Annotated in this window: 26 protein-coding genes; 3 read left to right on the forward strand and 23 right to left on the reverse strand. The window is 64.7% G+C overall.

What is annotated here, in order from left to right:
- Positions 1-37 precede the first annotated feature (37 nt).
- The gene (locus ACSF9G_RS12500) at positions 38-448 is read left to right on the forward strand and encodes a DUF302 domain-containing protein (RefSeq protein ID WP_436641992.1); all 411 of its coding nucleotides are present in this window, start codon (positions 38-40) and stop codon (positions 446-448) included.
- A 14-nt stretch (positions 449-462) separates the two neighbouring features.
- Here the strand turns inward: ACSF9G_RS12500 and ACSF9G_RS12505 are convergent, their stop codons facing one another.
- From ACSF9G_RS12505 to crcB, 6 genes are read right to left on the reverse strand one after another with little or no spacing between them, the layout of a single operon-like run.
- A complete protein-coding gene (locus ACSF9G_RS12505; RefSeq protein ID WP_436641994.1) occupies positions 463-1,218 on the reverse strand; it encodes an ATP12 family chaperone protein in 756 nt (251 codons plus the stop codon).
- Positions 1,215-1,889, reverse strand: a complete 675-nt coding sequence (locus tag ACSF9G_RS12510) for an HAD-IA family hydrolase (RefSeq protein ID WP_436641996.1) — start codon at positions 1,887-1,889, stop codon at positions 1,215-1,217. The genes ACSF9G_RS12505 and ACSF9G_RS12510 overlap by 4 nt, the downstream gene beginning before the upstream one ends.
- Before the next feature lie 8 nt (positions 1,890-1,897).
- Complete coding sequence (locus tag ACSF9G_RS12515; protein WP_436641998.1) at positions 1,898-2,500, reverse strand: DMT family transporter; 603 nt, start codon at positions 2,498-2,500, stop codon at positions 1,898-1,900.
- Complete coding sequence (locus ACSF9G_RS12520) at positions 2,428-2,829, reverse strand: DMT family transporter (protein ID WP_436642000.1); 402 nt, start codon at positions 2,827-2,829, stop codon at positions 2,428-2,430. Before ACSF9G_RS12520 ends, ACSF9G_RS12515 begins: the two co-directional genes overlap by 73 nt.
- Positions 2,830-2,832: 3 nt before the next feature.
- A complete protein-coding gene (locus tag ACSF9G_RS12525; RefSeq protein WP_436642002.1) occupies positions 2,833-3,819 on the reverse strand; it encodes an RluA family pseudouridine synthase in 987 nt (328 codons plus the stop codon).
- Positions 3,816-4,214 carry a fluoride efflux transporter CrcB gene (gene crcB, locus ACSF9G_RS12530; RefSeq protein WP_436642004.1) on the reverse strand — a complete coding sequence of 133 codons (399 nt, stop codon included), beginning with the start codon at positions 4,212-4,214 and terminating at the stop codon, positions 3,816-3,818. Before crcB ends, ACSF9G_RS12525 begins: the two co-directional genes overlap by 4 nt.
- Positions 4,215-4,457: 243 nt before the next feature.
- Here crcB and ACSF9G_RS12535 point away from each other — a divergent pair, with 243 nt between their 5' ends.
- Positions 4,458-5,666 carry a GNAT family N-acetyltransferase gene (locus tag ACSF9G_RS12535; protein WP_436642006.1) on the forward strand — a complete coding sequence of 403 codons (1,209 nt, stop codon included), beginning with the start codon at positions 4,458-4,460 and terminating at the stop codon, positions 5,664-5,666.
- A gap of 14 nt (positions 5,667-5,680) precedes the next feature.
- On the opposite strand, the gene ACSF9G_RS12540 is transcribed toward ACSF9G_RS12535, so the two are convergent.
- Both ACSF9G_RS12540 and ACSF9G_RS12545 read right to left on the reverse strand, forming a co-directional pair.
- Positions 5,681-6,217 (reverse strand): flavodoxin domain-containing protein, encoded by a 537-nt coding sequence (locus tag ACSF9G_RS12540; RefSeq protein ID WP_436642008.1) that lies wholly within the window; start codon positions 6,215-6,217, stop codon positions 5,681-5,683.
- 133 nt (positions 6,218-6,350) lie between these two features.
- Positions 6,351-7,670 (reverse strand): replication-associated recombination protein A, encoded by a 1,320-nt coding sequence (locus tag ACSF9G_RS12545; protein WP_436642010.1) that lies wholly within the window; start codon positions 7,668-7,670, stop codon positions 6,351-6,353.
- Positions 7,671-8,023: 353 nt separating this feature from the next.
- On the opposite strand from ACSF9G_RS12545, the gene ACSF9G_RS12550 reads away from it, so the two are divergent.
- Positions 8,024-9,259: an OmpP1/FadL family transporter gene (locus tag ACSF9G_RS12550; RefSeq protein WP_436642012.1), complete on the forward strand. Its 1,236-nt coding sequence runs from the start codon at positions 8,024-8,026 to the stop codon at positions 9,257-9,259.
- A gap of 39 nt (positions 9,260-9,298) precedes the next feature.
- Here the strand turns inward: ACSF9G_RS12550 and ACSF9G_RS12555 are convergent, their stop codons facing one another.
- The 15 genes from ACSF9G_RS12555 to rpsN all read right to left on the reverse strand — a co-directional run bounded on the left by ACSF9G_RS12555 (position 9,299) and on the right by rpsN (position 20,339).
- Positions 9,299-10,699: a DegQ family serine endoprotease gene (locus tag ACSF9G_RS12555; protein ID WP_436642014.1), complete on the reverse strand. Its 1,401-nt coding sequence runs from the start codon at positions 10,697-10,699 to the stop codon at positions 9,299-9,301.
- Positions 10,700-10,793: 94 nt separating this feature from the next.
- The gene (recQ, locus tag ACSF9G_RS12560; RefSeq protein ID WP_436642016.1) at positions 10,794-12,596 is read right to left on the reverse strand and encodes a DNA helicase RecQ; all 1,803 of its coding nucleotides are present in this window, start codon (positions 12,594-12,596) and stop codon (positions 10,794-10,796) included.
- Between the two features lie 119 nt (positions 12,597-12,715).
- A complete protein-coding gene (gene rplQ / locus ACSF9G_RS12565; RefSeq protein WP_436642018.1) occupies positions 12,716-13,144 on the reverse strand; it encodes a 50S ribosomal protein L17 in 429 nt (142 codons plus the stop codon).
- A gap of 41 nt (positions 13,145-13,185) precedes the next feature.
- Positions 13,186-14,220: a DNA-directed RNA polymerase subunit alpha gene (locus ACSF9G_RS12570; protein ID WP_436642146.1), complete on the reverse strand. Its 1,035-nt coding sequence runs from the start codon at positions 14,218-14,220 to the stop codon at positions 13,186-13,188.
- Between the two features lie 85 nt (positions 14,221-14,305).
- On the reverse strand, positions 14,306-14,695 hold the full coding sequence (rpsK, locus tag ACSF9G_RS12575) for a 30S ribosomal protein S11 (RefSeq protein ID WP_436642020.1): 390 nt from the start codon (positions 14,693-14,695) through the stop codon (positions 14,306-14,308).
- A 41-nt stretch (positions 14,696-14,736) separates the two neighbouring features.
- Positions 14,737-15,105 carry a 30S ribosomal protein S13 gene (rpsM, locus tag ACSF9G_RS12580; RefSeq protein ID WP_436642022.1) on the reverse strand — a complete coding sequence of 123 codons (369 nt, stop codon included), beginning with the start codon at positions 15,103-15,105 and terminating at the stop codon, positions 14,737-14,739.
- Positions 15,106-15,308: 203 nt separating this feature from the next.
- A complete protein-coding gene (locus ACSF9G_RS12585) occupies positions 15,309-15,884 on the reverse strand; it encodes an adenylate kinase (protein WP_436642024.1) in 576 nt (191 codons plus the stop codon).
- The gene (secY, locus tag ACSF9G_RS12590) at positions 15,881-17,218 is read right to left on the reverse strand and encodes a preprotein translocase subunit SecY (RefSeq protein ID WP_436642026.1); all 1,338 of its coding nucleotides are present in this window, start codon (positions 17,216-17,218) and stop codon (positions 15,881-15,883) included. The genes ACSF9G_RS12585 and secY overlap by 4 nt, the downstream gene beginning before the upstream one ends.
- A 58-nt stretch (positions 17,219-17,276) precedes the next feature.
- Complete coding sequence (gene rplO / locus ACSF9G_RS12595) at positions 17,277-17,849, reverse strand: 50S ribosomal protein L15 (RefSeq protein ID WP_436642028.1); 573 nt, start codon at positions 17,847-17,849, stop codon at positions 17,277-17,279.
- A 19-nt stretch (positions 17,850-17,868) separates the two neighbouring features.
- Positions 17,869-18,066 (reverse strand): 50S ribosomal protein L30, encoded by a 198-nt coding sequence (gene rpmD / locus ACSF9G_RS12600; protein WP_436642030.1) that lies wholly within the window; start codon positions 18,064-18,066, stop codon positions 17,869-17,871.
- Between the two features lie 23 nt (positions 18,067-18,089).
- On the reverse strand, positions 18,090-18,671 hold the full coding sequence (gene rpsE, locus ACSF9G_RS12605) for a 30S ribosomal protein S5 (protein WP_436642148.1): 582 nt from the start codon (positions 18,669-18,671) through the stop codon (positions 18,090-18,092).
- 10 nt (positions 18,672-18,681) lie between these two features.
- Positions 18,682-19,044, reverse strand: a complete 363-nt coding sequence (rplR, locus tag ACSF9G_RS12610; RefSeq protein WP_436642032.1) for a 50S ribosomal protein L18 — start codon at positions 19,042-19,044, stop codon at positions 18,682-18,684.
- A gap of 11 nt (positions 19,045-19,055) precedes the next feature.
- Positions 19,056-19,589 carry a 50S ribosomal protein L6 gene (rplF, locus tag ACSF9G_RS12615; RefSeq protein WP_436642034.1) on the reverse strand — a complete coding sequence of 178 codons (534 nt, stop codon included), beginning with the start codon at positions 19,587-19,589 and terminating at the stop codon, positions 19,056-19,058.
- 34 nt (positions 19,590-19,623) lie between these two features.
- Positions 19,624-20,022, reverse strand: a complete 399-nt coding sequence (gene rpsH / locus ACSF9G_RS12620) for a 30S ribosomal protein S8 (RefSeq protein ID WP_436642036.1) — start codon at positions 20,020-20,022, stop codon at positions 19,624-19,626.
- 11 nt (positions 20,023-20,033) lie between these two features.
- The gene (gene rpsN, locus ACSF9G_RS12625; protein WP_436642038.1) at positions 20,034-20,339 is read right to left on the reverse strand and encodes a 30S ribosomal protein S14; all 306 of its coding nucleotides are present in this window, start codon (positions 20,337-20,339) and stop codon (positions 20,034-20,036) included.
- Between the last annotated feature and the right edge of the window lie 12 nt (positions 20,340-20,351).

Genomic DNA, 20,351 nt, shown 5'->3' on the forward strand with positions numbered 1-20,351 from the left:
ATATGTATGACCCAAAGCTCGCTAAAGGAGCACACTCATGAGCGACTATCACTTCTCCCGCGCCGTCGATATGTCCTTCGAGGACGCCATAGCCGCCGTCACGGCCTCGCTTGCCCGGCACGGCTTCGGCGTGCTCACCGAGATCGACGTGAGCGCGACGCTCAAGAAGAAGCTCGACGTCGACTTCAAGCCCTATCGCATTCTTGGCGCCTGCAGCCCGTCGCACGCCTACAGGGCGCTCCAGGCCGAAGACAAGATTGGCACGATGTTGCCCTGCAACGTCATCGTCCAGCAGCACACCGACGGCACGGTCGAGGTTTCCGCGATCGATCCGATCGCCTCGATGCAGGCGATCGAGAGCCCGACGCTGGGCGAGGTGGCTGTCGAGGTGCAGGCGAAGCTGCGCGAGGTGATCGACGATCTGGAAAGCGCCGCCGCAGCGGCTTGATCACGAGATAATTGCTACGGTCGCCGTGCCAGGCGCGCGGCGGCCTCCATCTCGCGCCAGTTGCGGCGACGCCGCTTCATCGCGTCCTCGTCCTCGCCCCACCGGCTGATCTGCCAGTCCTCGTCGACGAGGGAGGCGGCCCACGCCTCTTCCGGCGACAGGCGCCCGTGCACCACGGCAAGCGCTATCACCAGAGAACCGGTCAGCGACGTCATCACGTGCAGGCCGGTCAATGTGAATGCGTCGTACCCCGCCAGGTGCGCCAACGCCGCGTCCAGCGTTTCGGGCGGCTGGGCGACATGCATCACCCCGGCGGCCAGGTTGAACTTCAGTCCAAGATCGGTCCTCGCCCACTCGACGAGCGGATCCCAGACCTCGGTCTGGCGGGCGACCAGCCCCTCCGGATCTTCCGCGCGATAGCACAGCAGATCACTCTCCGCGAAGCGGGCCGCATCCCGCGCCACCGCGTCCATCGTCTCCGAAACGCCATCGATCGCCGTGTTGACGAGACGGGTCAGCGGCATCGCCGCCGGATCGATGACGTCCTCGACCGCGTCCCATTCCGCCGCAACCGCCTCGGCGAGCGCACGGTCCGGCAGGACCGGCCGGCGCTTCTTGGGCGTGCGCAGCGGCCGCTCGTCGAGGCGAACGAACCAGCCGCCCTCGCCTTCGGCGACGTCGGCGGTCTTGTAGAAACGCTTCGGCAGGGCCGCGCGCGCGCCCTCCTGCGCTTTTGCCTTCGGATCGTCCTGCACGGTCTCGTCGCTCATGCGGCGCTTTCGGATGCCGCCCAACGCCGTTCCAGCCACGGCGGCAGGTCTTCGAAGCGTGTCAGCACGATCTCCGCGCCCGCCGCGGGCAGCGTCTGCGGCGCATGATAGCCCCAACTCACGCCGACGGCACCCGTGCCGGCCGAGCGGGCCATCATCATGTCGTAGGTCGTGTCGCCGATTACAACCGCGTGGGCGGCATCCGCCCCGGTCGCCGACAGCGCCTGCAGGACCATCGCCGGATGCGGCTTGGACGGCGCGTCGTCGGCGGTCTGGATCGTTACGAAATAGTCGAGCAGACCGTGCCCGCCAAGCACCGCGTCGACGCCGCGGCGCGACTTGCCGGTGACGATGCCGAGCAGCGTATCGTCACGCTCGGCCAGCGTCGTCACGATCTCGCGCGCGCCGGGATAGAGCGGCTCCAGCACACCGCCCTGGCGCCGGCCGTGAAACTCGTCGCGATAGGTAGCGGCGATTTCCGCCGCGCGATCGGCCTGGTCGCCAAGCAGCGTCGCGATCGCCTGTTCCAGCGACAGGCCGACGATTCCGAGCACCGCATCGCGCGACGGCACGGTGATTCCGTGCATCGCGAATGCGGCGTGCATGGTGGAGACGATGATATTCTGGCTGTCGACGAGCGTGCCGTCGCAGTCGAAGAGGATCAGGCGCATGTACGAACTCAGGGATTCGCCGGTGTCGGCACCGGCCTGTTGACCAGATAGATGCCGGCCGCGACCAGCACGAGGGCGACGCCGAGTTTCCAGCTGATCGGCTCGTCGAGCAGAAACCCGCTCATGAGCACGCCGGCAACCGGTGTCAGAAAGGTGAACGAAGTGAGCCGCGAGGCGGGATAGTTGCGGATCAGCCAGAACCAGACCAGGAACGTGGTCGAGACCACGATAACCACCTGGAAAGCGAAGGCACCGAGAACAATGGGCGTGATATCGCGTATCAGAGGGCCAAAAAGTGGCGCGATCGGGGTCAGCACCACGGCGGCGACGACAATCTGGTAGACCAGCACCTTCTCCGGTGTGGCGTAACGCAGCTTCGTCGTCTTGATCACGATCGTCGTCGACGCCCACAGGATCGCCGCCGCGATGCACATGAGATCGCCGAGCCAGGCATCCGGCGACGGCAGGCTGAGCCTGTCTGAAAACACGAACGCGACACCGGAGAACGCCAGCACCAGGCCGATGAAGCCGAGCGCGTTCATCCGCTCGCCCGGCACGAACAGGTGCGCGCCGAGCGCGACGAAAAACGGCATCGTGTAGGTGAACACCACGCTGCGCGATGCGCTCGTATAGTCGAGCGCGGTCTGGATGAAGGCGAATTCGGCGCCGAACAGAAGCCCGCGATGATGCCCGGGATCAGGGTGCCGTCGGCGCCGAACAGCGGAATCCGCCGGAAAAGGCACCAGAAGAATATGACGACAGCAGCCAGCGCGAACCGCAGGCCGGCCACGAAAATGGGCTGAAAGCCGAGATTGACCACCTTCATCGAGACGTAGTTCAGGCCCCAGACCAGGCACAGGATCACGACCAGCGTCGTCGCCACCGCGTCGAGCCGGTCGTGTACGCGGTATTCGTCGGCCGTGGTGGATTGCGCCGCCATCGTTCAGTCCTCGCCCCCGTCGCCCGTCACGCGATTGACCTGGAAGCCGAGGACGGCGAACGTTCTCGTCATGTGTTCAGGCAGGGGCGCCGTAACATCGACAGTCTTGCCGGTCGCGGGGTGCGGGAAGGCGATGCGACGCGCATGCAGATGCAGCCGGTTCTCGATCGCGTCCGGCAATTCCCGGTCGTCGCGATATTTGTCGTCGCCGACGATCGGGTGGCCGAGGATCGCCATGTGCGCGCGCAGCTGGTGCTGCCGGCCGGTCACCGGCTTCAACGACATCCAGGAGAACTTCTGTGCGGCATGGTCGACCACCGAGAAATGGGTGACCGCCTTCTGCGCCTCCTCGTGCTCGCCCGGGCGCGCCGCGCGCACGCGGTCACCTTCGGGCGTCGCCGCCTTGATGAGCGCGGCGTCGACCTTGCCCTGCGACGGCCTGGGAAGGCCGCGCACCACCGCCCAGTAGATCTTGCGCACCGAGCGGGTCTGGAACATGCGGCCCATCTTGGCCGCTGCCTGCCGCTTCTTCGCGACCACCAGCACGCCCGAGGTGTCACGGTCGAGGCGATGCACCAGCCGCGGGCGCGTATCGGCATCCTCGCCTAGGCCGGCGAGCAGTCCGTCGATATGCCGCGTCGTCTTGGTGCCGCCCTGCACCGCGATGCCCGACGGCTTGTTCAGGATCAGGAGGTCGTCGTCCTCGTAGAGCGTGATCGACTCGAGGAAATCCCGGTCGGCCGCCGACAAGCCGGGTTTCGGTCGCGCGCGACGCTCGTCGGCGGATGGCACCGGCGGAACACGGATCTCCTGGCCTTCGCTCAACCGATCGGCGGCCTTGGCGCGGGCGCCGTCGACGCGCACCTGGCCGGTGCGCAGCAGCTTCTGGAGATAGCCCTGCGTGACCTGCGGGAAATGGTGCCGGAACCAGCGATCGAGGCGCATCCCGTCCTCGTCGTTGCCGACATGAACATGCTGGACACCGCTCACGGCTCAAGCCCCCGCATGACCCAAAGGCCGAGGAACACCGCCAGGATCGACAGCAGCACCGAACCGGCGACATAGCCGAACGCCGTCATCGTCGCGCCGCGCTGCCACAGCACGGCGACGTCCAGCGAAAAGGCGGAAAACGTCGTGAAGCCGCCGAGGATCCCCGTGGCCAGGAACAGGCGAATGCCCTGCCCGCCTCCCACCGGCATCCATTTCACCAGTCCGCCGATCAGCAGCCCCATCGCGAAGGAGCCGACGATATTGACGATCAGCGTGCCCCACGGAAACGACGGCCCGAGCAGCTTCAGCGCCATCTGGTTCACCAGATGGCGGCCGCCAGCGCCGATCGCGCCGCCGCCGGCGACGATCAGCAGATGTGCAAGATGAACCGGCATGAAAACCCTCAGACTATCACGCTTCCGCGCCCGTCTTGGATTGGCCCGTTCCGCCGGCAAGGTCAAGGAATTCACGGGACAACCATTCATAAATTCCCAAGGGCTATATTTACCCTCCGACCAGCCGTTGATCGCAGTTGCACAGTCAAACCGGTAGTTTCCCCCTCGAGGTGACAACCGATTGGACGGTGCGAACGCAGCGCGCCTGGTCGTCGATGAAACCGGTCGAGAAAGGCTGCTTCCATGAACTACGCGCCCACGCGGGACTTTTCGGGCGGCACCACCGCTTTCGCCGGGATTCGGGTCGCGACGACCCGGGATATCGCATCGCTCGAGCCCGTATGGCGCCTGTTCGAGACCACCGCCGTCTGCCACGTATTCCAGACCTACGAGTTCCTGTCGGCCTGGTGCCGGCACGTCGCGCCGAACGAGGATATCGAGCCGGTATTCGTGACCGGAACGGGCGAAGACGGCCGCCTCCTGTATCTGCTGCCGCTCGGCACACGGCGAAAGCTCGCCAGCCGCACCGTCGAGTGGTTGGGCGGCGACCAGGCGGACTATCATGGCGGCCTCTTCGACGAGGCCTACCTGCGCCACCTCGCCGGGGACAGATCGGCCTTCGACGCCTTCGTGACCGGCTTCGTCGAGGCGATCGGCGGCGCCGATGTCCTGCATTTCGCCAAGATGCCCACCGACCTGCGCGGCACGGCGAATCCGTTGCTGCAGCTTCGCACCTACCCCAACGCCAACGGCGCCCATGCGACGCGGCTGGAACCGAACTGGAACACCTACTACGAATCGAAGCGCGGAAAGGGATGGCGCCGGACCGACCGCTCCAAGGAACGTCAGCTTTCCGAACACGGTGAGCTGTCGTTCGTCATTGCGCAGGACCACGTGACCGCCGAGGCGATCCTCGAAACGATATTCGCGCAGAAGCGCGATGGGCTCGCGCGCATTGGCGTCGACGACATGTTCGCGCCTCCCGGCGTGGCCGATTTCTATCGCCAGCTCGCGCACGGCAGCGTGGATCCCGATAGCGTCGTCCAGCTCTCCGCGCTCTATTGCGGCGACTGCATCGCGGCGGCGAATTTCGGCCTCGTCTTCGCCGACACCTACTATTACGTCCTGCACAGCTACGATCTCGACACCTTCGCAAAGTACTCGCCGGGCCGGCAACTGATGTACAGACTGATGCAGTGGAGCTTCGACAAGGAGCTCGCGCTGTTCGACTTCACGATCGGTGACGAGGGCTACAAGGACAACTGGTGTGAAGTGCCGACCGAACTCGTCGATTCGGCCGTGGCGTTGACCAGTGCGGGCGCGGCAACGTCCGGTGCCTTCAGGCTCTGGCAACGCACCAAGCGCGGCATCAAGCAGAACGACAGGCTGTGGTCCGCCGTCGTCGAAACCCGAAAGGCGCTGCTCAATCTGCGCCGCGGCGAAGGTGCCTAGCGCCTGTCCCGGCCCTAGCCTCCTAGGCCCGCAAGGAACTCCTCGACCGTGCTTTCGAGTCCGGGCCAGTCGGTCAGCTCGTAGTCGCGGCTGGTGTCGGTCGGCTGGCCGTGCCGCAGGGCGATGTATTTCATCGCCCACCGCTTGAAGAAATCATATTCCGTGTACTTGAACGCACCGGCGACATGTTCGACGCGCGCCGGTGCCCATCCGGTCGCGCGCAGGAACCGGTCCGCACAGTGCCCTATATCCTCGAGGTCGCTACCGTCACCGGCCGCCGCCAGCGAAACGGACAGAAACAGCGTCGGTATTGCTGCAAGTCGGTCGCAGTTCGCCTTTATGACGTGCTGAACGGCCGACTGGTAGTGCCCGACATGGACCGATGCCGCGATGATCGCGGCATCGACCGGCGGGATCTCGAAGTCGGATGCCGCGTCCGCCGCATCGACAACGATCGCCATGTGCCCGACGGCTTCGACGCGGTCCGCGACGAAATGGGCGATCTTGCGCGTCTGACCTTCGGTCGTTCCGTAGAAAATGAGAACTCGCATGCGTGTGGCCCGGGTCTTCGAGGATTGGCCGGCCAGACAGGTAAGCATCGTATTTGGACGGATTTGCGAATGGCCCGCGCGCAGTCAATCTTCAGTTTCGCGGCCTCCCGAGCCGAGACGATGGCGACGCGTGCTACTCGTCGTCGCCCACCTCGCGGGTGCGCCGGCGCTTCGCCCAGTAATCGAGGCGCTTGCGGATTTCCCGCTCGAAGCCGCGCTCCGGCGGATTGTAGAAGGCCTGCCGCTCCATTTCCTCCGGGAAGTAGTCCTGGCCTGAAAACGCGTCGGCCGCGTCGTGGTCGTATTCGTAACCGGCCCCGTAACCTTCCGATTTCATCAGCTTGGTCGGCGCGTTGAGGATGTGCTTGGGCGGTGCCAGCGACCCGAATTCCCGTGCGGCGCGGCCGGCGGCACCGAACGCCTTGTACGCGGCATTCGATTTCGGCGCGGTCGCCATGTAGATCACCGCCTGCGCGATCGCCAGTTCGCCTTCTGGACTGCCGAGAAAGTCGTATGCGTCCTTCGCCGCGTTCGCGACCACCAGCGCCTGCGGATCGGCAAGTCCGATATCTTCGACGCTCATCCGCACCACGCGCCGCGCGATAAAGAGGGGATCCTCGCCGGCGGCAAACATGCGCGCGAGATAATACAGCGCCGCGTCCGGATCGGACCCGCGTACCGACTTGTGCAGGGCGGAAATGAGATTGTAGTGGCCGTCCTGGCCCTTGTCGTAGATCGGCGCGCGTCGCTGCACGACCTCCGTCAGGCCGGCGATATCGAACATGTCGTCGTGCGATGACGCCCGGTAGAGGTCCTCGGCCAGCGTCAGCGCCGCCCGTCCGTCGCCGTCGGCCATGCCGACCAGCGCCTCGCGCGCTTCCGGCGTGACCGGCAGTCTTCTGCCTTCGACCTCCTCGGCCCGCGCCAGCAGCTCGCCGATCGCGGCCGCCTCCAGACGACGGAACACCAGAACCTGGGCGCGCGACAGAAGCGCGGCGTTGAGCTCGAAGGAGGGGTTCTCCGTCGTCGCACCGATCAGCACAACCGTGCCGTCCTCCATCACGGGGAGGAAACTGTCCTGCTGGGCCCGGTTGAAACGATGGATCTCGTCGACGAAGAGCAATGTGCCCTGCCCCATCGTCCGGCGCTGGCGCGCCGCCTCGAACACCTTCTTGAGATCCTGGACGCCGGAGAAGATCGCGGACAGCTGTTCAAAGGCGAGATTGGTCTCGCCCGCCAGAAGCCGCGCAACCGTCGTCTTGCCCGTGCCAGGCGGCCCCCAGAGAACCAGGGAGCCGAGCCCGCCCGACCTGAGCATCCGGGTCAGAGCCCCCTCGGGGCCGACCAGATGATCCTGGCCGACGACCTCCGACAAGGTTTTCGGGCGCAGGCGATCGGCGAGTGGACGAGGCAGGTCCCGCTCCATGCCGGCGGCTTCGAACAGAGTGCTCATCTCAATCCCAGGCTGATCATGAAATCTCGGAAAACCAATGGCTTACCTATCATGCTGTTCTAAGTGTGGCACCCAATCGATCCGGACAAGCCGCCCGGGGAAATCTCCCCGGAGCCACCGTTGCCTGGTTTGTGGCCCACGGCACACGCAGTTCGGCTTTTTCTCTCGGCCTTCAATTCCCGCTTGCATTGCAATGAATCCATTATTTACATTCACGTTCGTGAATACGAGCACGGCGGCGGCCGGTCCGTGTTCGTCCCAGCTCCCGCACCAGTCACCAGAAATCCGGCCGGCAGGGGGGGAATACAGTGAAATCCATCTCAAGGCTCGTTCGGATTGCGCCGGTCTTCGCAATGGCATCGGCAATCGTCGGTGTTCCCCTGGCGGATGCAACCGAAGGACAATTCGCCCTTGGTTACGGCGTCGCCCAGCGCAGCACCGGCGGCGCCGGTGTCGCACAGGCCACCGACGCCATGTCGGCGGCGATTAATCCGGCCACGGCGGCGGACGTCGACCGCGAGTTCCAGCTGGGCATCGAGTTCTTCGCACCGTTTCGCGGATACGAAGCGAGCGGAACGATCCTCGTCGCCCCGGGTGACATCCGTAGCGACCGGAACCTCTTCTTCATTCCCAACCTGGCCTACAACCACCCGATCGACGAGGACTCGTCGATCAACTTCACCCTTTACGGCAATGGCGGCCAGAATACCGACTATGGCGACGTCCTGAACCTTGCGCCCGGTTGCGGCGGCTTCTCGCCGGGCGTCTTCTGCGGCGGCAAGGCCGGCGTCGACTTGATGCAGGTTTTCCTCTCGGCGACCTACGCCCGCCGCTTCGGCAATGTGGCGATCGGCATCGCCCCGACGCTCGCCATCCAGTCCTTCGAAGCCACGGGGCTCGGGGTGTTCGCCCCCTTCTCGTCCAATCCTCTCGCCCTCACCAACAACGGCCACGAGATGTCGTTCGGTGGCGGCCTGCGTGCCGGCGTCCTGGTGGACGTGACCGACACTGTCCGCATCGGACTCTCCGGCCAGACCAAGATGTGGATGCAGAAATTCGACAGCTACGCGGGCCTGTTCGCCAATCAGGGCGAATTCGACATCCCGCCGTCGGTAACGGCAGGTATCGCCGTCGATGTCGTCGACGACCTGACGCTGATGTTCGACTATCAGCACATCTTCTATTCGGACGTCGATGCGATCGGGAATCCGTTCTTCCCCGCCCCCCTCGGGTCCGATGACGGACCGGGCTTCGGCTGGGACGACGTCGACGTCTTCAAGGTCGGGGTCGAATGGCGCCAGAACGAGCGCTTCACCTGGCGCGCCGGATACGCCTTCGCCACCAACCCGATCGGCTCCGACGACGTCACGCTCAACGTGATCGCGCCGGGTGTCGTCGAGCACCACCTGACCGGCGGCGGCAACATCAGGATTACCGAGCGCGATTCGATCGACTTCGGCGTCCTCTATGCCTTCTCGAACTCGGTCACCGGCCCCGAAGTCACGCCCTTCGGCGTGACCCCCGGCTCGTCGATCGAGATCGAGATGCACCAGTTCAGCGCCTCGGTCGGCTGGAAGCGGACGTTCTGATCGGGGTATCGGCCGGACGCGCCGATACGCTTCGGGACGCTATCCGCCGAATACCGAGGTGACCATGCGTCCGTCGCGGACGATCGTGACCTGCCAGCTGCGGCGGCGCTCCTTGACGTAGGCGTCGAGCTGTTCGCTTGTCTCGATGGTTTCGCCGTTGATCTCGTAGATGGTGTCGCCGACCCGGAAGCCGACCCGCTGGGCCGGCGACCCGCGCCGGAGCGACACCACGACGACGCCGGTCGCCTCGCTGTCGAGCGACAACTCCTCGGCAACCGCCGGAGACAGGTTGGCGGCGCGAATGCCGGTCAGCGGCGACGGCCCGTCGAGATCGCGCGCATCGCGCGCCGGCTCCTCGGGCGGCGCGATCAGCGCCACCTTGATCGTCTGCGTCTCGCCGCGGCTGATCACATCCAGCGTCGTCTCCGTATCGACGCCACGCGTCGCGATGCGATAGCGGAACGCGTTCGGATCGAGCACCTCGTTGCCCTCCACGGCGACAATGACGTCGCCGGTTTTCAGGCCCGCGATCGCCGCCGGGCCTTTCGGGTGCAGATTGGCGACCAGCACCCCGACGGGACGCTCCATGCCGAGGCTGTCGGCGATATCCGGTGTCACCTCCTGCACGCTGGCGCCGAACCATGGCCGCATCAGATCGCCACCGCTCTGCGCGCTGGCAACGACGAGCCGCACCATGTTGGCCGGGATGGCGAAGCCGATGCCATGCGATCCGCCCGAGCGCGAATAGATCGCCGTGTTGATGCCGACCACGCGGCCGTGCATGTCGAGCAGCGCGCCGCCCGAATTGCCGGGATTGATGGGGGCATCGGTCTGGATGAAGAAGCCGTAGTCGGACACGCCGACCTGGGTGCGCGCGAGCGCCGAGACGATGCCGCTGGTCACGGTCTGGCCGACGCCGAACGGATCGCCGATCGCCAGTACGATATCGCCGACCTCGAGCGCATCGGAATCGGCAAACTCGAGCGCGGGAAACGGCTTGTCGCCCTCGATCTTCAGGACGGCCAGATCGGTCCGCTCGTCCTTAAGCACGACCTCCGCCTCGAATTCCCTGCGGTCCGACAGCGCCACCTTGACCTCGTCGGCGCCGTCGATCACGTGCGCGTTCGTCACCACGAAGCCGGACGGATCGACGACCACGCCGGACCCGAGGGATTTCTGCACCCGCTCGCGCTGACCGAAAGCATCCGGCCCGCCGAAGAACCGCCGGAAGAACGGATCGTTGAAGAAGGGCGGCATGTTCGACTGGCGAACCACGCGGCTTGAATAGACGTTGACCACCGCCGGCGCCGCCTGCTTGACGATCGGCGCATAGGAATAGGTGATCGCCGCCTCGCTATCAGGAACCACCTTCGTCTGGGCGGAGGCCGGTAGGGCGCCGAAAAGCGCGGCGACGGCAGCAACAAAGATGGTTCGGATCATCGGGTGCTCGTTCATGAAGCCAATATAGGTGGCGGTTAGGCGAAAAGAACGGCGGCAGCATGACCAGTTAGCGCGTCGGGTCAACCACCACGACCTATCCGTTCAGCGCATCGAGGAAGGTCCGGCCGAACGCCTCGAGTTTCGCCGCCCCCACGCCGCGCACCCGCGCCATGTCGTCGAGCGACCGGGGATGCGTGACGACCATCTCTTCCAGCGTCCGGTCTGGAAAGACGACATAGGCGGGAACGCCCTTTTCGGCCGCGATTTCGCGCCTTAGCGCCTTCAGGCGAACCAGAATCTCCGTTTCCGACCCGTTCAGTCGGCGTTCCGGCGCGCTCCCGCGCTTGCTCCGGCGCGACTTGCCGTGGCTCGGCAGACGGATCAGAAATTCGTGGTCGCCGCTCAACACGGCTTCGGCCTTCTCGCCGAGCATCAGGGATCCGAAGGCGCCGGATTCCGCGTGCAACGCGCGGGCGGCGACGAGCTGTCGCAAAATTGAGCGCCACTCGGCCTTCTTGCGGCTGGTTCCCGCGGCGAACAAGGGCAGCGAATCGTGTCCGCGCGACAGCACCATGTCGTTCGTCTCGCCGGTCAGCAGCGATACGATATACGCGGCGCCGTAACGCTCGCCGGTCGTCCGCACGAGATCGATGGCCAGCCGCGCCACGTCACGCCCGTCGGCGAGCGCCGGCGGATCGAGGCAGATATCGCAGTTGCCGCAGGCCTGCGAGGTCTCGCCGAAATAGGCGAGCAACGCCACCCGCCGACAGCTGGTCGCCTCGCAGAATCCGATCAGGGCATCGAGCCGGAACGCATCGACACGCCGGCGCTCCGGTTCGCAGTCGGCCTCGTCAATGAACCGACGGCGCGTACGCACGTCCTCCAGCCCGTACAGCATGTAGGCGTCGGCAGGCTCGCCGTCGCGTCCCGCCCGGCCGATCTCCTGGTAATACGCCTCGAGGCTCGAGGGGACGTCGCCGTGCACCACGAAGCGCACGTCCGACTTGTCGATCCCCATGCCGAAGGCGACGGTCGCCACCATGACGATCCCGGGCTCGGCGAGGAATGCTTCCTGGTTCGCCGAGCGCTCCGAAGGCGGCATCCCGGCGTGATAGGCGAGCGCGCGAATGCCGGCCGCCGACAGCGCCGCGGCGGTATCCTCGACCTTTCTGCGCGAGATCCGGTAAACGATCCCGCTCTGCCCGCCCCGTGATTTGACGAAACGCTCGATCTCCGCCCCTGCCCGCGTCTTTTCGGCGACCGTGATCGAGATATTGGGCCGGTCGAACCCGGACACGAATACCGAAACGTCACCGCCAAAGAGCTTTTCGGAAATGTCGTCGCGGGTCGACCGGTCGGCCGTTGCCGTCAGTGCGATGATGGGCACCCCCGGAAACGCCTCCCGCAGCATGCCGAGCATCAGATATTCCGCCCGGAAACTGTGCCCCCACTGGGAAATGCAATGTGCCTCGTCGACGGCGATCAGCCCTAGCGTAAATTTGGCCAGCGCGGCCTGCATGCGCGGCGTCATCAGCCGCTCGGGCGACATATAGAGCAGGCTCACCTCACCGCGCATCACGCGCCGCCAGATCTCGACATTCTCGTCCCGCGACTTACCGGAATGGATCGCCTCGGCGTTCTGGCCGGACAGTTTCAGGGCGGCAACCTGGTCGTCCATCAGCGCGATCAGCGGTGATACGACGATGCTCAACCCGCCCTTCACCAGCGCGGGAAGCTGGAAGCACAGCGACTTGCCGGCGCCCGTCGGCATCACCGCGAGCACGTTGCGGTCGCTCAGCATCGCATCGACGATTTCCTCCTGCCTCGACCGGAAGGTCGAGAAACCGAAGGCATCCTCGAGAACGCGGTATTTGTCGGGATGATCGGGCGAAACCATCCCGTTCCTATAGGGCGCGCCCGCCGATTCGCCGACCGCCGTAATGTCGCTGGGGTGCTGGCGCACGAAAAAGGGGCCCGAAGGCCCCTTGAAACTCTGTCGCGGATACGCGAGGCGACTTACGCCGCTTCGCCTTCCTCGGCGGCTTCCGCCTCATGCCGGGCCCGATCCTCGGCACCCTTGGCACTCTCGTCGCGATCCACCAGCTCGATCACCGCAACCGGCGCGGCGTCGCCATGGCGAAACCCGGCCTTCAGCACCCGGCTGTAGCCGCCGGCGCGATCCTTGTAGCGCTCCGCAAGCGTGGCGAAGAGCTTGGAGACCGCCTCCTTGTCGCCGATCTGGCTGATCGCCTGGCGGCGCGCGTGCAGGTCACCGCGCTTACCGAGCGTGACCAGCTTGTCGATGATCGGCTTCAGTTCCTTGGCCTTCGGCAGCGTCGTGACGATCTGCTCGTGGCGGATCAGCGACGCGGCCATGTTGGCGAACATCGCCTTGCGGTGACTCGCCGTACGATTCAACTTGCGGCCGGTCTTGCCGTGACGCATGGCACTCTCCTCGAATTCGTCGCAGACGCGTTCGCCGCGTCTCAGTAATGATCCTCGTAGCGCTTGGCCAGCTCTTCGATGTTCTCCGGCGGCCAATTCACCACTTCCATGCCCAAATGAAGACCCATCTGGGCCAGCACTTCCTTGATCTCGTTCAGCGACTTGCGGCCAAAGTTCGGGGTACGGAGCATCTCCGCTTCCGACTTCTGGATCAGGTCGCCGATATAGACGATGTTGTCGTTCTTCAGACAGTTCGCCGAACGCACCGACAACTCCAGTTCGTCGACCTTCTTGAGCAGCGCCGGATTGAAGGCGAGCTCCGGAACCATCTCCTCGACGACCTCGGCCTTCGGCTCCTCGAAGGTGATGAAGACGTTGAGCTGGTCCTGAAGGATGCGCGCGGCATAGGCAATCGCGTCCTCCGGCTTCACCGAGCCGTCGGTCTCGATCTCCATCGTCAGCTTGTCGTAGTCGAGGATCTGCCCTTCGCGGGTGTTCTCGACACGGTAGGAGACGCGGCGCACCGGGCTGTAGAGGCTATCGACCGGAATCAGGCCGATCGGTGCGTCTTCCGGACGGTTGCGGTCGGCGGCAACATAGCCCTTGCCGGTATTGACCGTGAACTCGATGCGGATCTCGGCACCTTCGTCGAGCGTGCACAGGACGAGATCCGGATTGAGGACCTCGATATCCCCGACCGTCTGGATGTCGCCGGCCATCACCCGACCGGGGCCCTGCTTCTTCAGCACCATGCGCTTGGGGCCTTCGCCCTGCATGCTGACCGACACGTCCTTGATGTTCAGGACTACGTCGGTCACATCCTCGCGCACGCCGGCGATCGACGAGAACTCATGCAGCACACCGTCGATCTGTACCGACGTTACCGCCGCGCCCTGGAGCGACGACAGCAGCACCCGCCTGAGGGCGTTGCCGAGGGTCGTGCCAAAACCGCGCTCGAGCGGCTCGGCCACGATGATAGCCAGGCGCTTCGGGTCGGAACCCGGAAGCACCTCGAGCTTGTTCGGCTTGATCAGCTCTTGCCAGTTCTTCTCAATCACGGTCGAACCTCGTTGGATTGCTCACAATCCGCGCGAACGAAAACCGCTATTCCATCCGCAGCGGATCCGGCGGTCGGGACGGTCCCGTCGCCGGCCAAAATAGTCAGACCCGGCGGCGCTTGCGCGGGCGGCAGCCGTTGTGCGGGATCGGGGTAACGTCACGAATAGCGGTGATCGTGAAGCCCGCGGCCTGAAGCGCGCGAAGCGCGGACTCACGGCCCGACCCCGGACCGCGAACTTCCACTTCAAGCGTACGCATTCCGTGCTCGGCGGCCTTCTTGGCCGCGTCCTCCGCCGCCATCTGCGCGGCGAACGGCGTCGACTTCCGCGAGCCCTTGAACCCCATCGTACCGGCCGACGACCACGAAATGGCGTTGCCCTGGGCGTCGGTGATGGTGATCTTCGTATTGTTGAACGACGCGCTTACGTGTGCCACGCCGGAGGTAATATTCTTACGCTCCCGGCGGCGAACGCGCGTGGTGTCTCTGGCCATCGTGTACTGTCCTTCTTATAAGCGTCGCGGCTGGAAGCCGATTACTTCTTCTTGCCCGCGATCGCCTTGGCCGGGCCCTTCCGGGTCCGCGCATTGGTGTGCGTCCGCTGGCCGCGTACAGGCAGGCCGCGACGGTGCCGCAGGCCGCGATAGCACCCAAGGTCCATCAGCCGCTTGATGTTCATCGCCACGTCGCGGCGCAGATCGCCTTCGACGAGATAATCCCGGTCGATCGTCTCGCGGATCTGCAGGACTTCGGCGTCCGAAAGTTCGTTGACCCGCCGCTCCGGCGGGATGCTGACCTTCTCGCAGATTTCCTTGGCTTTGGCGGGACCAATGCCGTGGATATACCGCAACGCGATTTCCACGCGCTTGTTGGTCGGAATGTTGACGCCTGCAATTCGAGCCACGATCTTCGCTCCAATTCCGTCCGGCCCAGCCGGCCGGTTTCTCGATCACTTAAGGTCAGACTTTAACACAACGCAGATACGGGCGCCCCGGCCCAGCTTCAGACCGGATGACACCCGTCGGCTCTATTCCTTGCGGATAGTTGCCGCTGGATATCGTATCGCTATGTGTTTCGTCAACCTCTGCCTAACAATTCCGGATCTGCTCACGCAGCTTCCAGAACAGAAATGATATCCTTCGCCACCTGGTCGACTTCGGCCATGCCGTCAACCGAGCGAAGCATGTTCTTCGACCCGTAATGGGCAATCAGCGGCGCCGTGCGCTCGTGATAGACATCGAGACGCTTTTTCAGCGCATCCGCATTGTCATCCGCACGCGGTCCGCCAACGGTTTCCTTGGCCCGCTTCTCGATGCGATCGATCAGAACCGAATCGTCGACCGACAGTTCGACAACGGCATCGAGCTTCATGGCTTTCTGCGCCAACAGCGCGTCCAGTGCCTCGGCTTGGGCGACGGTCCGCGGAAAACCGTCGAGAATGAAGCCATTCTTGCAATCCGGCAGATCTATCCGCTCGGAAATGATCTGCACGACCACATCGTCCGGCACCAGATCGCCGCGCGCGATCACGTCCTTGGCTGCCAGTCCGAGCGCCGTCTCCGCGGCGACAGCGGCGCGCAGCATGTCACCCGTAGAAAGCTGCGGAATCCCGAAGCGCTCGGAGATCCGGACAGCCTGGGTTCCCTTGCCAGCGCCGGGCGGACCCAGAAGTACCAGTCTCATCGGTTGCGACGCCCCCCTCGCAAGCGAGATTTCTTGACGAGCCCCTCGTACTGATGCGCCAGAAGGTGCCCCTGAACCTGCGAGACCGTGTCCATCGTCACCGACACGACGATCAGCAACGACGTGCCACCGAAGTAGAAGGGTACGTTCCAGGCCGTCACCAGGAATTCAGGCAACAGGCAGACCAGCGTGAGGTAGATCGCGCCGATGACCGTGATCCGGGTCAGCACGTAATCGATGTACTGGGCGGTGCGCTCGCCCGGACGGATGCCCGGAATGAAGCCACCATGCTTCTTCAGGTTGTCGGCGGTATCGGCCGGATTGAAAACCACCGCCGTGTAGAAGAAGGCGAAAAAGATGATACCAAGGGCATAGAACAGCATGTACAGCGGCTGGCCGTGACCGAGCAGTGCAGTCACCGTCGTGAGCCATGCCGGCCCCTCGCCGCTCGAGAAATTCGCGACCGTGATCGGCAGCAAGAGCAGCGACGACGCGAAGATCGGCGGAATAACACCGGCTGTGTTCAGCTTGAGCGGCAGGTGCGAGGAATCGCCCTGGAACATCCGGTTGCCGACCTGGCGCTTGGGATACTGGATCAGAAGCCGGCGCTGCGCCCGCTCCACGAACACGATGAACGCGATCACGCCGACCGCCATCACGAAGATGGCCAGGATGATACCCGTCGACATGGCGCCCTGACGGCCCAGTTCGAGCATCCCGGCGATCGCCGAGGGCAGACCGGCGACGATACCGGCGAAAATGATCAGCGAAATGCCGTTACCGACGCCGCGCTGGGTGATCTGCTCGCCCAGCCACATCAGGAACACCGTGCCGCCAGTCAGCGTCACGACCGTCGTGAACCGGAAGAACATCCCCGGATCGTTGACGACGCTGCCGGCCCCTTCCAGGCCGACGGCGATGCCGTAGGCCTGCAGCGCGGCAAGGAAAACCGTGCCGTAGCGCGTGTACTGATTCAGCGTCTTGCGACCCTGCTCGCCCTCTTTCTTGAGCTGTTCCAGATGCGGCGAAACCGCGGTCAACAGCTGCACGATGATCGAGGCCGAGATATACGGCATGATGTTGAGGGCAAAGATCGCCATACGTTCGACGGCGCCGCCGGCGAACATGTTGAACATGCCCAGAATGCCCGAGGACTGCTGCTGAAACATATCAGCGACCGCCTGCGGGTTGATCCCCGGAAGCGGAATATAGGTGCCGAGCCGATACACCAGCAGCGCACCGAGGGTGAACCAGATGCGCTGCTTCAGTTCGGTCGCTTTCGCAAGCGCGCCGAAATTCAGATTCGCTGCAAGTTGTTCAGCTGCTGACGCCATTTTCCCCTCCGCCGCACGTTGCCCGGGTTAATATCGGCCGGGCAACGTTGGCGCTGCCTCAGCCCTGCTTGTCTTCGCTCGCCGCGGCCTTCTTGGCCGCCGGCTTCTTCGCCTTGGAAGCCCGCTCGGCGGCCTTCTTCGACTTCGGCGGCTCGGCCGCCGCCCTCGGCGCCATTGCGGCGATCTCGACGCTGCCGCCGGCCTTCTCGACCGCAGCGACCGCGTTCTTCGAGGCGCCCTGCACCTGGAACGACACCTTGGTCGTCAGCTCGCCGCTACCCAGGAGCCGCACGCCGTCCTTGGTCCGCCGCGCGATACCCGTCGCAACGAGCATGTCGGTTGTCACCGCCTGCTTCGCGTCGAGCTTGCCCTCATCGATCGCCGTCTGGATACGATCCAGGTTAACGACGGCGAACGACTTCGCTGAGATATTGTGGAATCCGCGCTTCGGCAACCGCCGGTGCAGCGGCATCTGGCCGCCCTCGAAGCCTTTGATGGCGACGCCGGACCGCGATTTCTGACCCTTGTGACCGCGTCCCGCGGTCTTGCCGAGGCCGGAACCGATGCCACGGCCCACGCGTTTGCGGGCCTGACGGGCGCCGGGACGGTCTGCGATCTCGTTGAGCTTCATTTTATCCGCTCTCTGTCGTTCAATTTTCCTCGACCACCCGGACCAGATGCTGGACCTTGGTGATCATGCCACGCACCGCCGGGGTATCTTCCAGCGTGCGCTTCTTGTGCATTTTGTTGAGCCCGAGCCCGATCAGCGTTGCGCGCTGGTCGCCCGGACGGCGAATCGGCGAGCCAATCTGCTCGACCGTAATCGTCTTTCCGCTTTTCTTGGCCATAAGACTGTCTCCTGCACGCTGTCTCAGGCTTCCGCCGCAGCGTCGCCGACGGCGTCACGACGCCGCGACTGCAGGGCAGACACCTTGAGACCGCGACGCGCCGCGACCGACCGCGGGCTATCCTCGGCCTTCAGCGCCTCGAACGTAGCGCGAACCATGTTGTACGGGTTCGACGAACCGAGCGACTTGGCGACCACGTCCTGGACGCCGAGCGTCTCGAACACGGCGCGCATCGGACCGCCGGCGATGATACCCGTACCGGGAGGCGCGGCGCGCAGCAGCACCCGACCGGCGCCCCAGCGTCCGGCGACGTCGTGATGAAGCGTACGTCCCTCGCGCAGCGGCACACGCACCATCGAGCGCTTCGCGGCGTCGGTCGCCTTGCGGATCGCCTCCGGCACCTCACGGGCCTTGCCGTGGCCGAATCCGACCCTGCCCTTCTGGTCGCCGACAACCACCAGCGCGGCGAACCCGAACCGGCGGCCGCCCTTGACGACCTTGGCGACACGATTGATGTGGACGAGCTTGTCCACGAATTCGCTGTCGCGCTCGCGATCTTCTCTTACCCGGCCTGCCACGTCTCTATTCCTCTTTCTGTCGCGTATCTCGCCGGCCTCAGAATTCGAGGCCGACCTCGCGCGCTGCGTCGGCGAGTGCCTTTACCCGCCCGTGATACAGATAGCCGCCACGATCGAACACCACCTGCTTGATGCCGGCCTCGACCGCCCGCTCGGCCACGAGCTTTCCGACCGCTTCGGCCGCAGCCCGGTCCGCACCGGTCTTCAGTGTGCCGCGCAGATCCTTTTCCATCGTCGAAGCCGAGGCCAGCGTACGGCCGGCGGCATCGTCGATGACCTGCGCGTAGATGTTCTTCGAGGAGCGGTGCACGCTCAGCCGCGGCCGGCCGTTGGCCGCCCGACGGAGTGCCCGCCGGACCCGCATTGTCCGCTTTTCGCGGCCTGTCAAACCCTTGCTCATCGCCGATCTCGCTACTTCTTCTTGCCTTCCTTGCGGAAGACATATTCGTCCTTGTACCTGACGCCCTTGCCTTTATACGGCTCCGGCGGGCGGAAGCGGCGGATCTCGGCGGCCACCTGGCCGACCCGCTGCTTGTCGATGCCGCTGACGACGATCTCGGTCGGCTTCGGGCACTCGATGCTGATCCCGTCCGGGATCGGGTAGTTCACGTCATGGCTGAAGCCCAGCGCAAGCTGCAGCTTGTTGCCCTGAACCTGGGCGCGGTAACCAACGCCCTGGATCTCCAGCTCACGCTTGAAGCCTTCGCTGACCCCGACGATGATATTCGAGACGAGCGTCCGCGACAGACCCCACTTCGACCGCGCGTCCTTGGAATCGTCGCGCGGCTCGACCTTGATCCCGTCGTCGGTCATCTCGACGGCAACCTCGTCATTGAGGACAACGGACAGCTCGCCCTTCGGCCCTTTGGCCGAAACGCTCTGCCCGGCGATCGCCGCCGTTACGCCGCTTGGCACGGCAACCGGCTTTTTTCCGATACGCGACATCGAAATCGTCTCCGATCGTTCCCTTTGGCCGACGTCAGAAGACGCGGCACAGTACCTCGCCGCCGACATTCTCTTCGCGCGCCTGCCAGTCCGGCATGACACCCTTGGGAGTCGACACAATCGACACGCCGAGGCCGTTGGAGACCGTCGGCAGGTTCTTCACCGAGGCATACACCCGGCGGCCCGGCTTGGAGACCCGCTCGATCTTGCGGATCACCGGTTCGCCGTCGAAGTACTTGAGTTCGATCTCGAACTCCGCCTTGCCACCGTCGAATTCCACTTCGGAATATCCCCGGATGTAGCCTTCGGCCTGCAGCACATCGAGCACGCGGCGGCGCAATGAAGACGCCGGCGTATTCACCTTATTCTTGCGCCGCATCTGCGCATTACGGATGCGGGTGAGCATATCGCCCAGCGGATCACTCATGGCCATTGCTCGTTACCTCACCAGCTCGACTTGACCATGCCCGGGATCATGCCCCGCGACCCGAGTTCCCGCAGCGCGATGCGCGAGAGCTTCAGTTTGCGGTAGACCCCGCGCGGCCGACCCGACACTTCGCAGCGGTTGCGGATGCGCGACGGCGCCGAGTTGCGCGGCAGAGCGGCAAGCTTCAGACGCGCCTGAAAGCGCTCTTCCATCGACAGCGACTCATCGTCGGCGATCGCCCTCAGCCGTTCGCGTTTGCTGGCAAATTTCTTCACCAGGCGCGCGCGGTTCCGGTTCTTCTCGATCGCACTTTTCTTCGCCATATTAAAAAAACC

This window comes from Microbaculum mangrovi, assembly GCF_051390635.1.
GTDB lineage: Bacteria > Pseudomonadota > Alphaproteobacteria > Rhizobiales > Tepidamorphaceae > Microbaculum.

What these genes read in the sequence shown, in the direction of transcription:
- ACSF9G_RS12535 (WP_436642006.1), top strand. Translation starts at nt 4,458, where the DNA reads ATGAACTACGCGCCCACGCGGGACTTTTCGGGCGGCACCACCGCTTTC.
- rplR (WP_436642032.1), bottom strand. Translation starts at nt 19,044, where the DNA reads ATGAGCAAGGGTTTGACAGGCCGCGAAAAGCGGACAATGCGGGTCCGG.
- ACSF9G_RS12550 (WP_436642012.1), top strand. Translation starts at nt 8,024, where the DNA reads ATGGCATCGGCAATCGTCGGTGTTCCCCTGGCGGATGCAACCGAAGGA.
- rplQ (WP_436642018.1), bottom strand. Translation starts at nt 13,144, where the DNA reads ATGCGTCACGGCAAGACCGGCCGCAAGTTGAATCGTACGGCGAGTCAC.
- rplO (WP_436642028.1), bottom strand. Translation starts at nt 17,849, where the DNA reads ATGAAGCTCAACGAGATCGCAGACCGTCCCGGCGCCCGTCAGGCCCGC.
- ACSF9G_RS12545 (WP_436642010.1), bottom strand. Translation starts at nt 7,670, where the DNA reads ATGAGCACTCTGTTCGAAGCCGCCGGCATGGAGCGGGACCTGCCTCGT.
- ACSF9G_RS12520 (WP_436642000.1), bottom strand. Translation starts at nt 2,829, where the DNA reads ATGGCGGCGCAATCCACCACGGCCGACGAATACCGCGTACACGACCGG.
- crcB (WP_436642004.1), bottom strand. Translation starts at nt 4,214, where the DNA reads ATGCCGGTTCATCTTGCACATCTGCTGATCGTCGCCGGCGGCGGCGCG.
- rpsK (WP_436642020.1), bottom strand. Translation starts at nt 14,695, where the DNA reads ATGGCCAGAGACACCACGCGCGTTCGCCGCCGGGAGCGTAAGAATATT.
- secY (WP_436642026.1), bottom strand. Translation starts at nt 17,218, where the DNA reads ATGGCGTCAGCAGCTGAACAACTTGCAGCGAATCTGAATTTCGGCGCG.
- ACSF9G_RS12505 (WP_436641994.1), bottom strand. Translation starts at nt 1,218, where the DNA reads ATGAGCGACGAGACCGTGCAGGACGATCCGAAGGCAAAAGCGCAGGAG.
- ACSF9G_RS12555 (WP_436642014.1), bottom strand. Translation starts at nt 10,699, where the DNA reads ATGATCCGAACCATCTTTGTTGCTGCCGTCGCCGCGCTTTTCGGCGCC.
- rplF (WP_436642034.1), bottom strand. Translation starts at nt 19,589, where the DNA reads ATGTCGCGTATCGGAAAAAAGCCGGTTGCCGTGCCAAGCGGCGTAACG.
- ACSF9G_RS12585 (WP_436642024.1), bottom strand. Translation starts at nt 15,884, where the DNA reads ATGAGACTGGTACTTCTGGGTCCGCCCGGCGCTGGCAAGGGAACCCAG.
- rpmD (WP_436642030.1), bottom strand. Translation starts at nt 18,066, where the DNA reads ATGGCCAAGAAAAGCGGAAAGACGATTACGGTCGAGCAGATTGGCTCG.
- ACSF9G_RS12540 (WP_436642008.1), bottom strand. Translation starts at nt 6,217, where the DNA reads ATGCGAGTTCTCATTTTCTACGGAACGACCGAAGGTCAGACGCGCAAG.
- ACSF9G_RS12500 (WP_436641992.1), top strand. Translation starts at nt 38, where the DNA reads ATGAGCGACTATCACTTCTCCCGCGCCGTCGATATGTCCTTCGAGGAC.
- rpsN (WP_436642038.1), bottom strand. Translation starts at nt 20,339, where the DNA reads ATGGCGAAGAAAAGTGCGATCGAGAAGAACCGGAACCGCGCGCGCCTG.
- ACSF9G_RS12510 (WP_436641996.1), bottom strand. Translation starts at nt 1,889, where the DNA reads ATGCGCCTGATCCTCTTCGACTGCGACGGCACGCTCGTCGACAGCCAG.
- recQ (WP_436642016.1), bottom strand. Translation starts at nt 12,596, where the DNA reads ATGGTTTCGCCCGATCATCCCGACAAATACCGCGTTCTCGAGGATGCC.
- rpsH (WP_436642036.1), bottom strand. Translation starts at nt 20,022, where the DNA reads ATGGCCATGAGTGATCCGCTGGGCGATATGCTCACCCGCATCCGTAAT.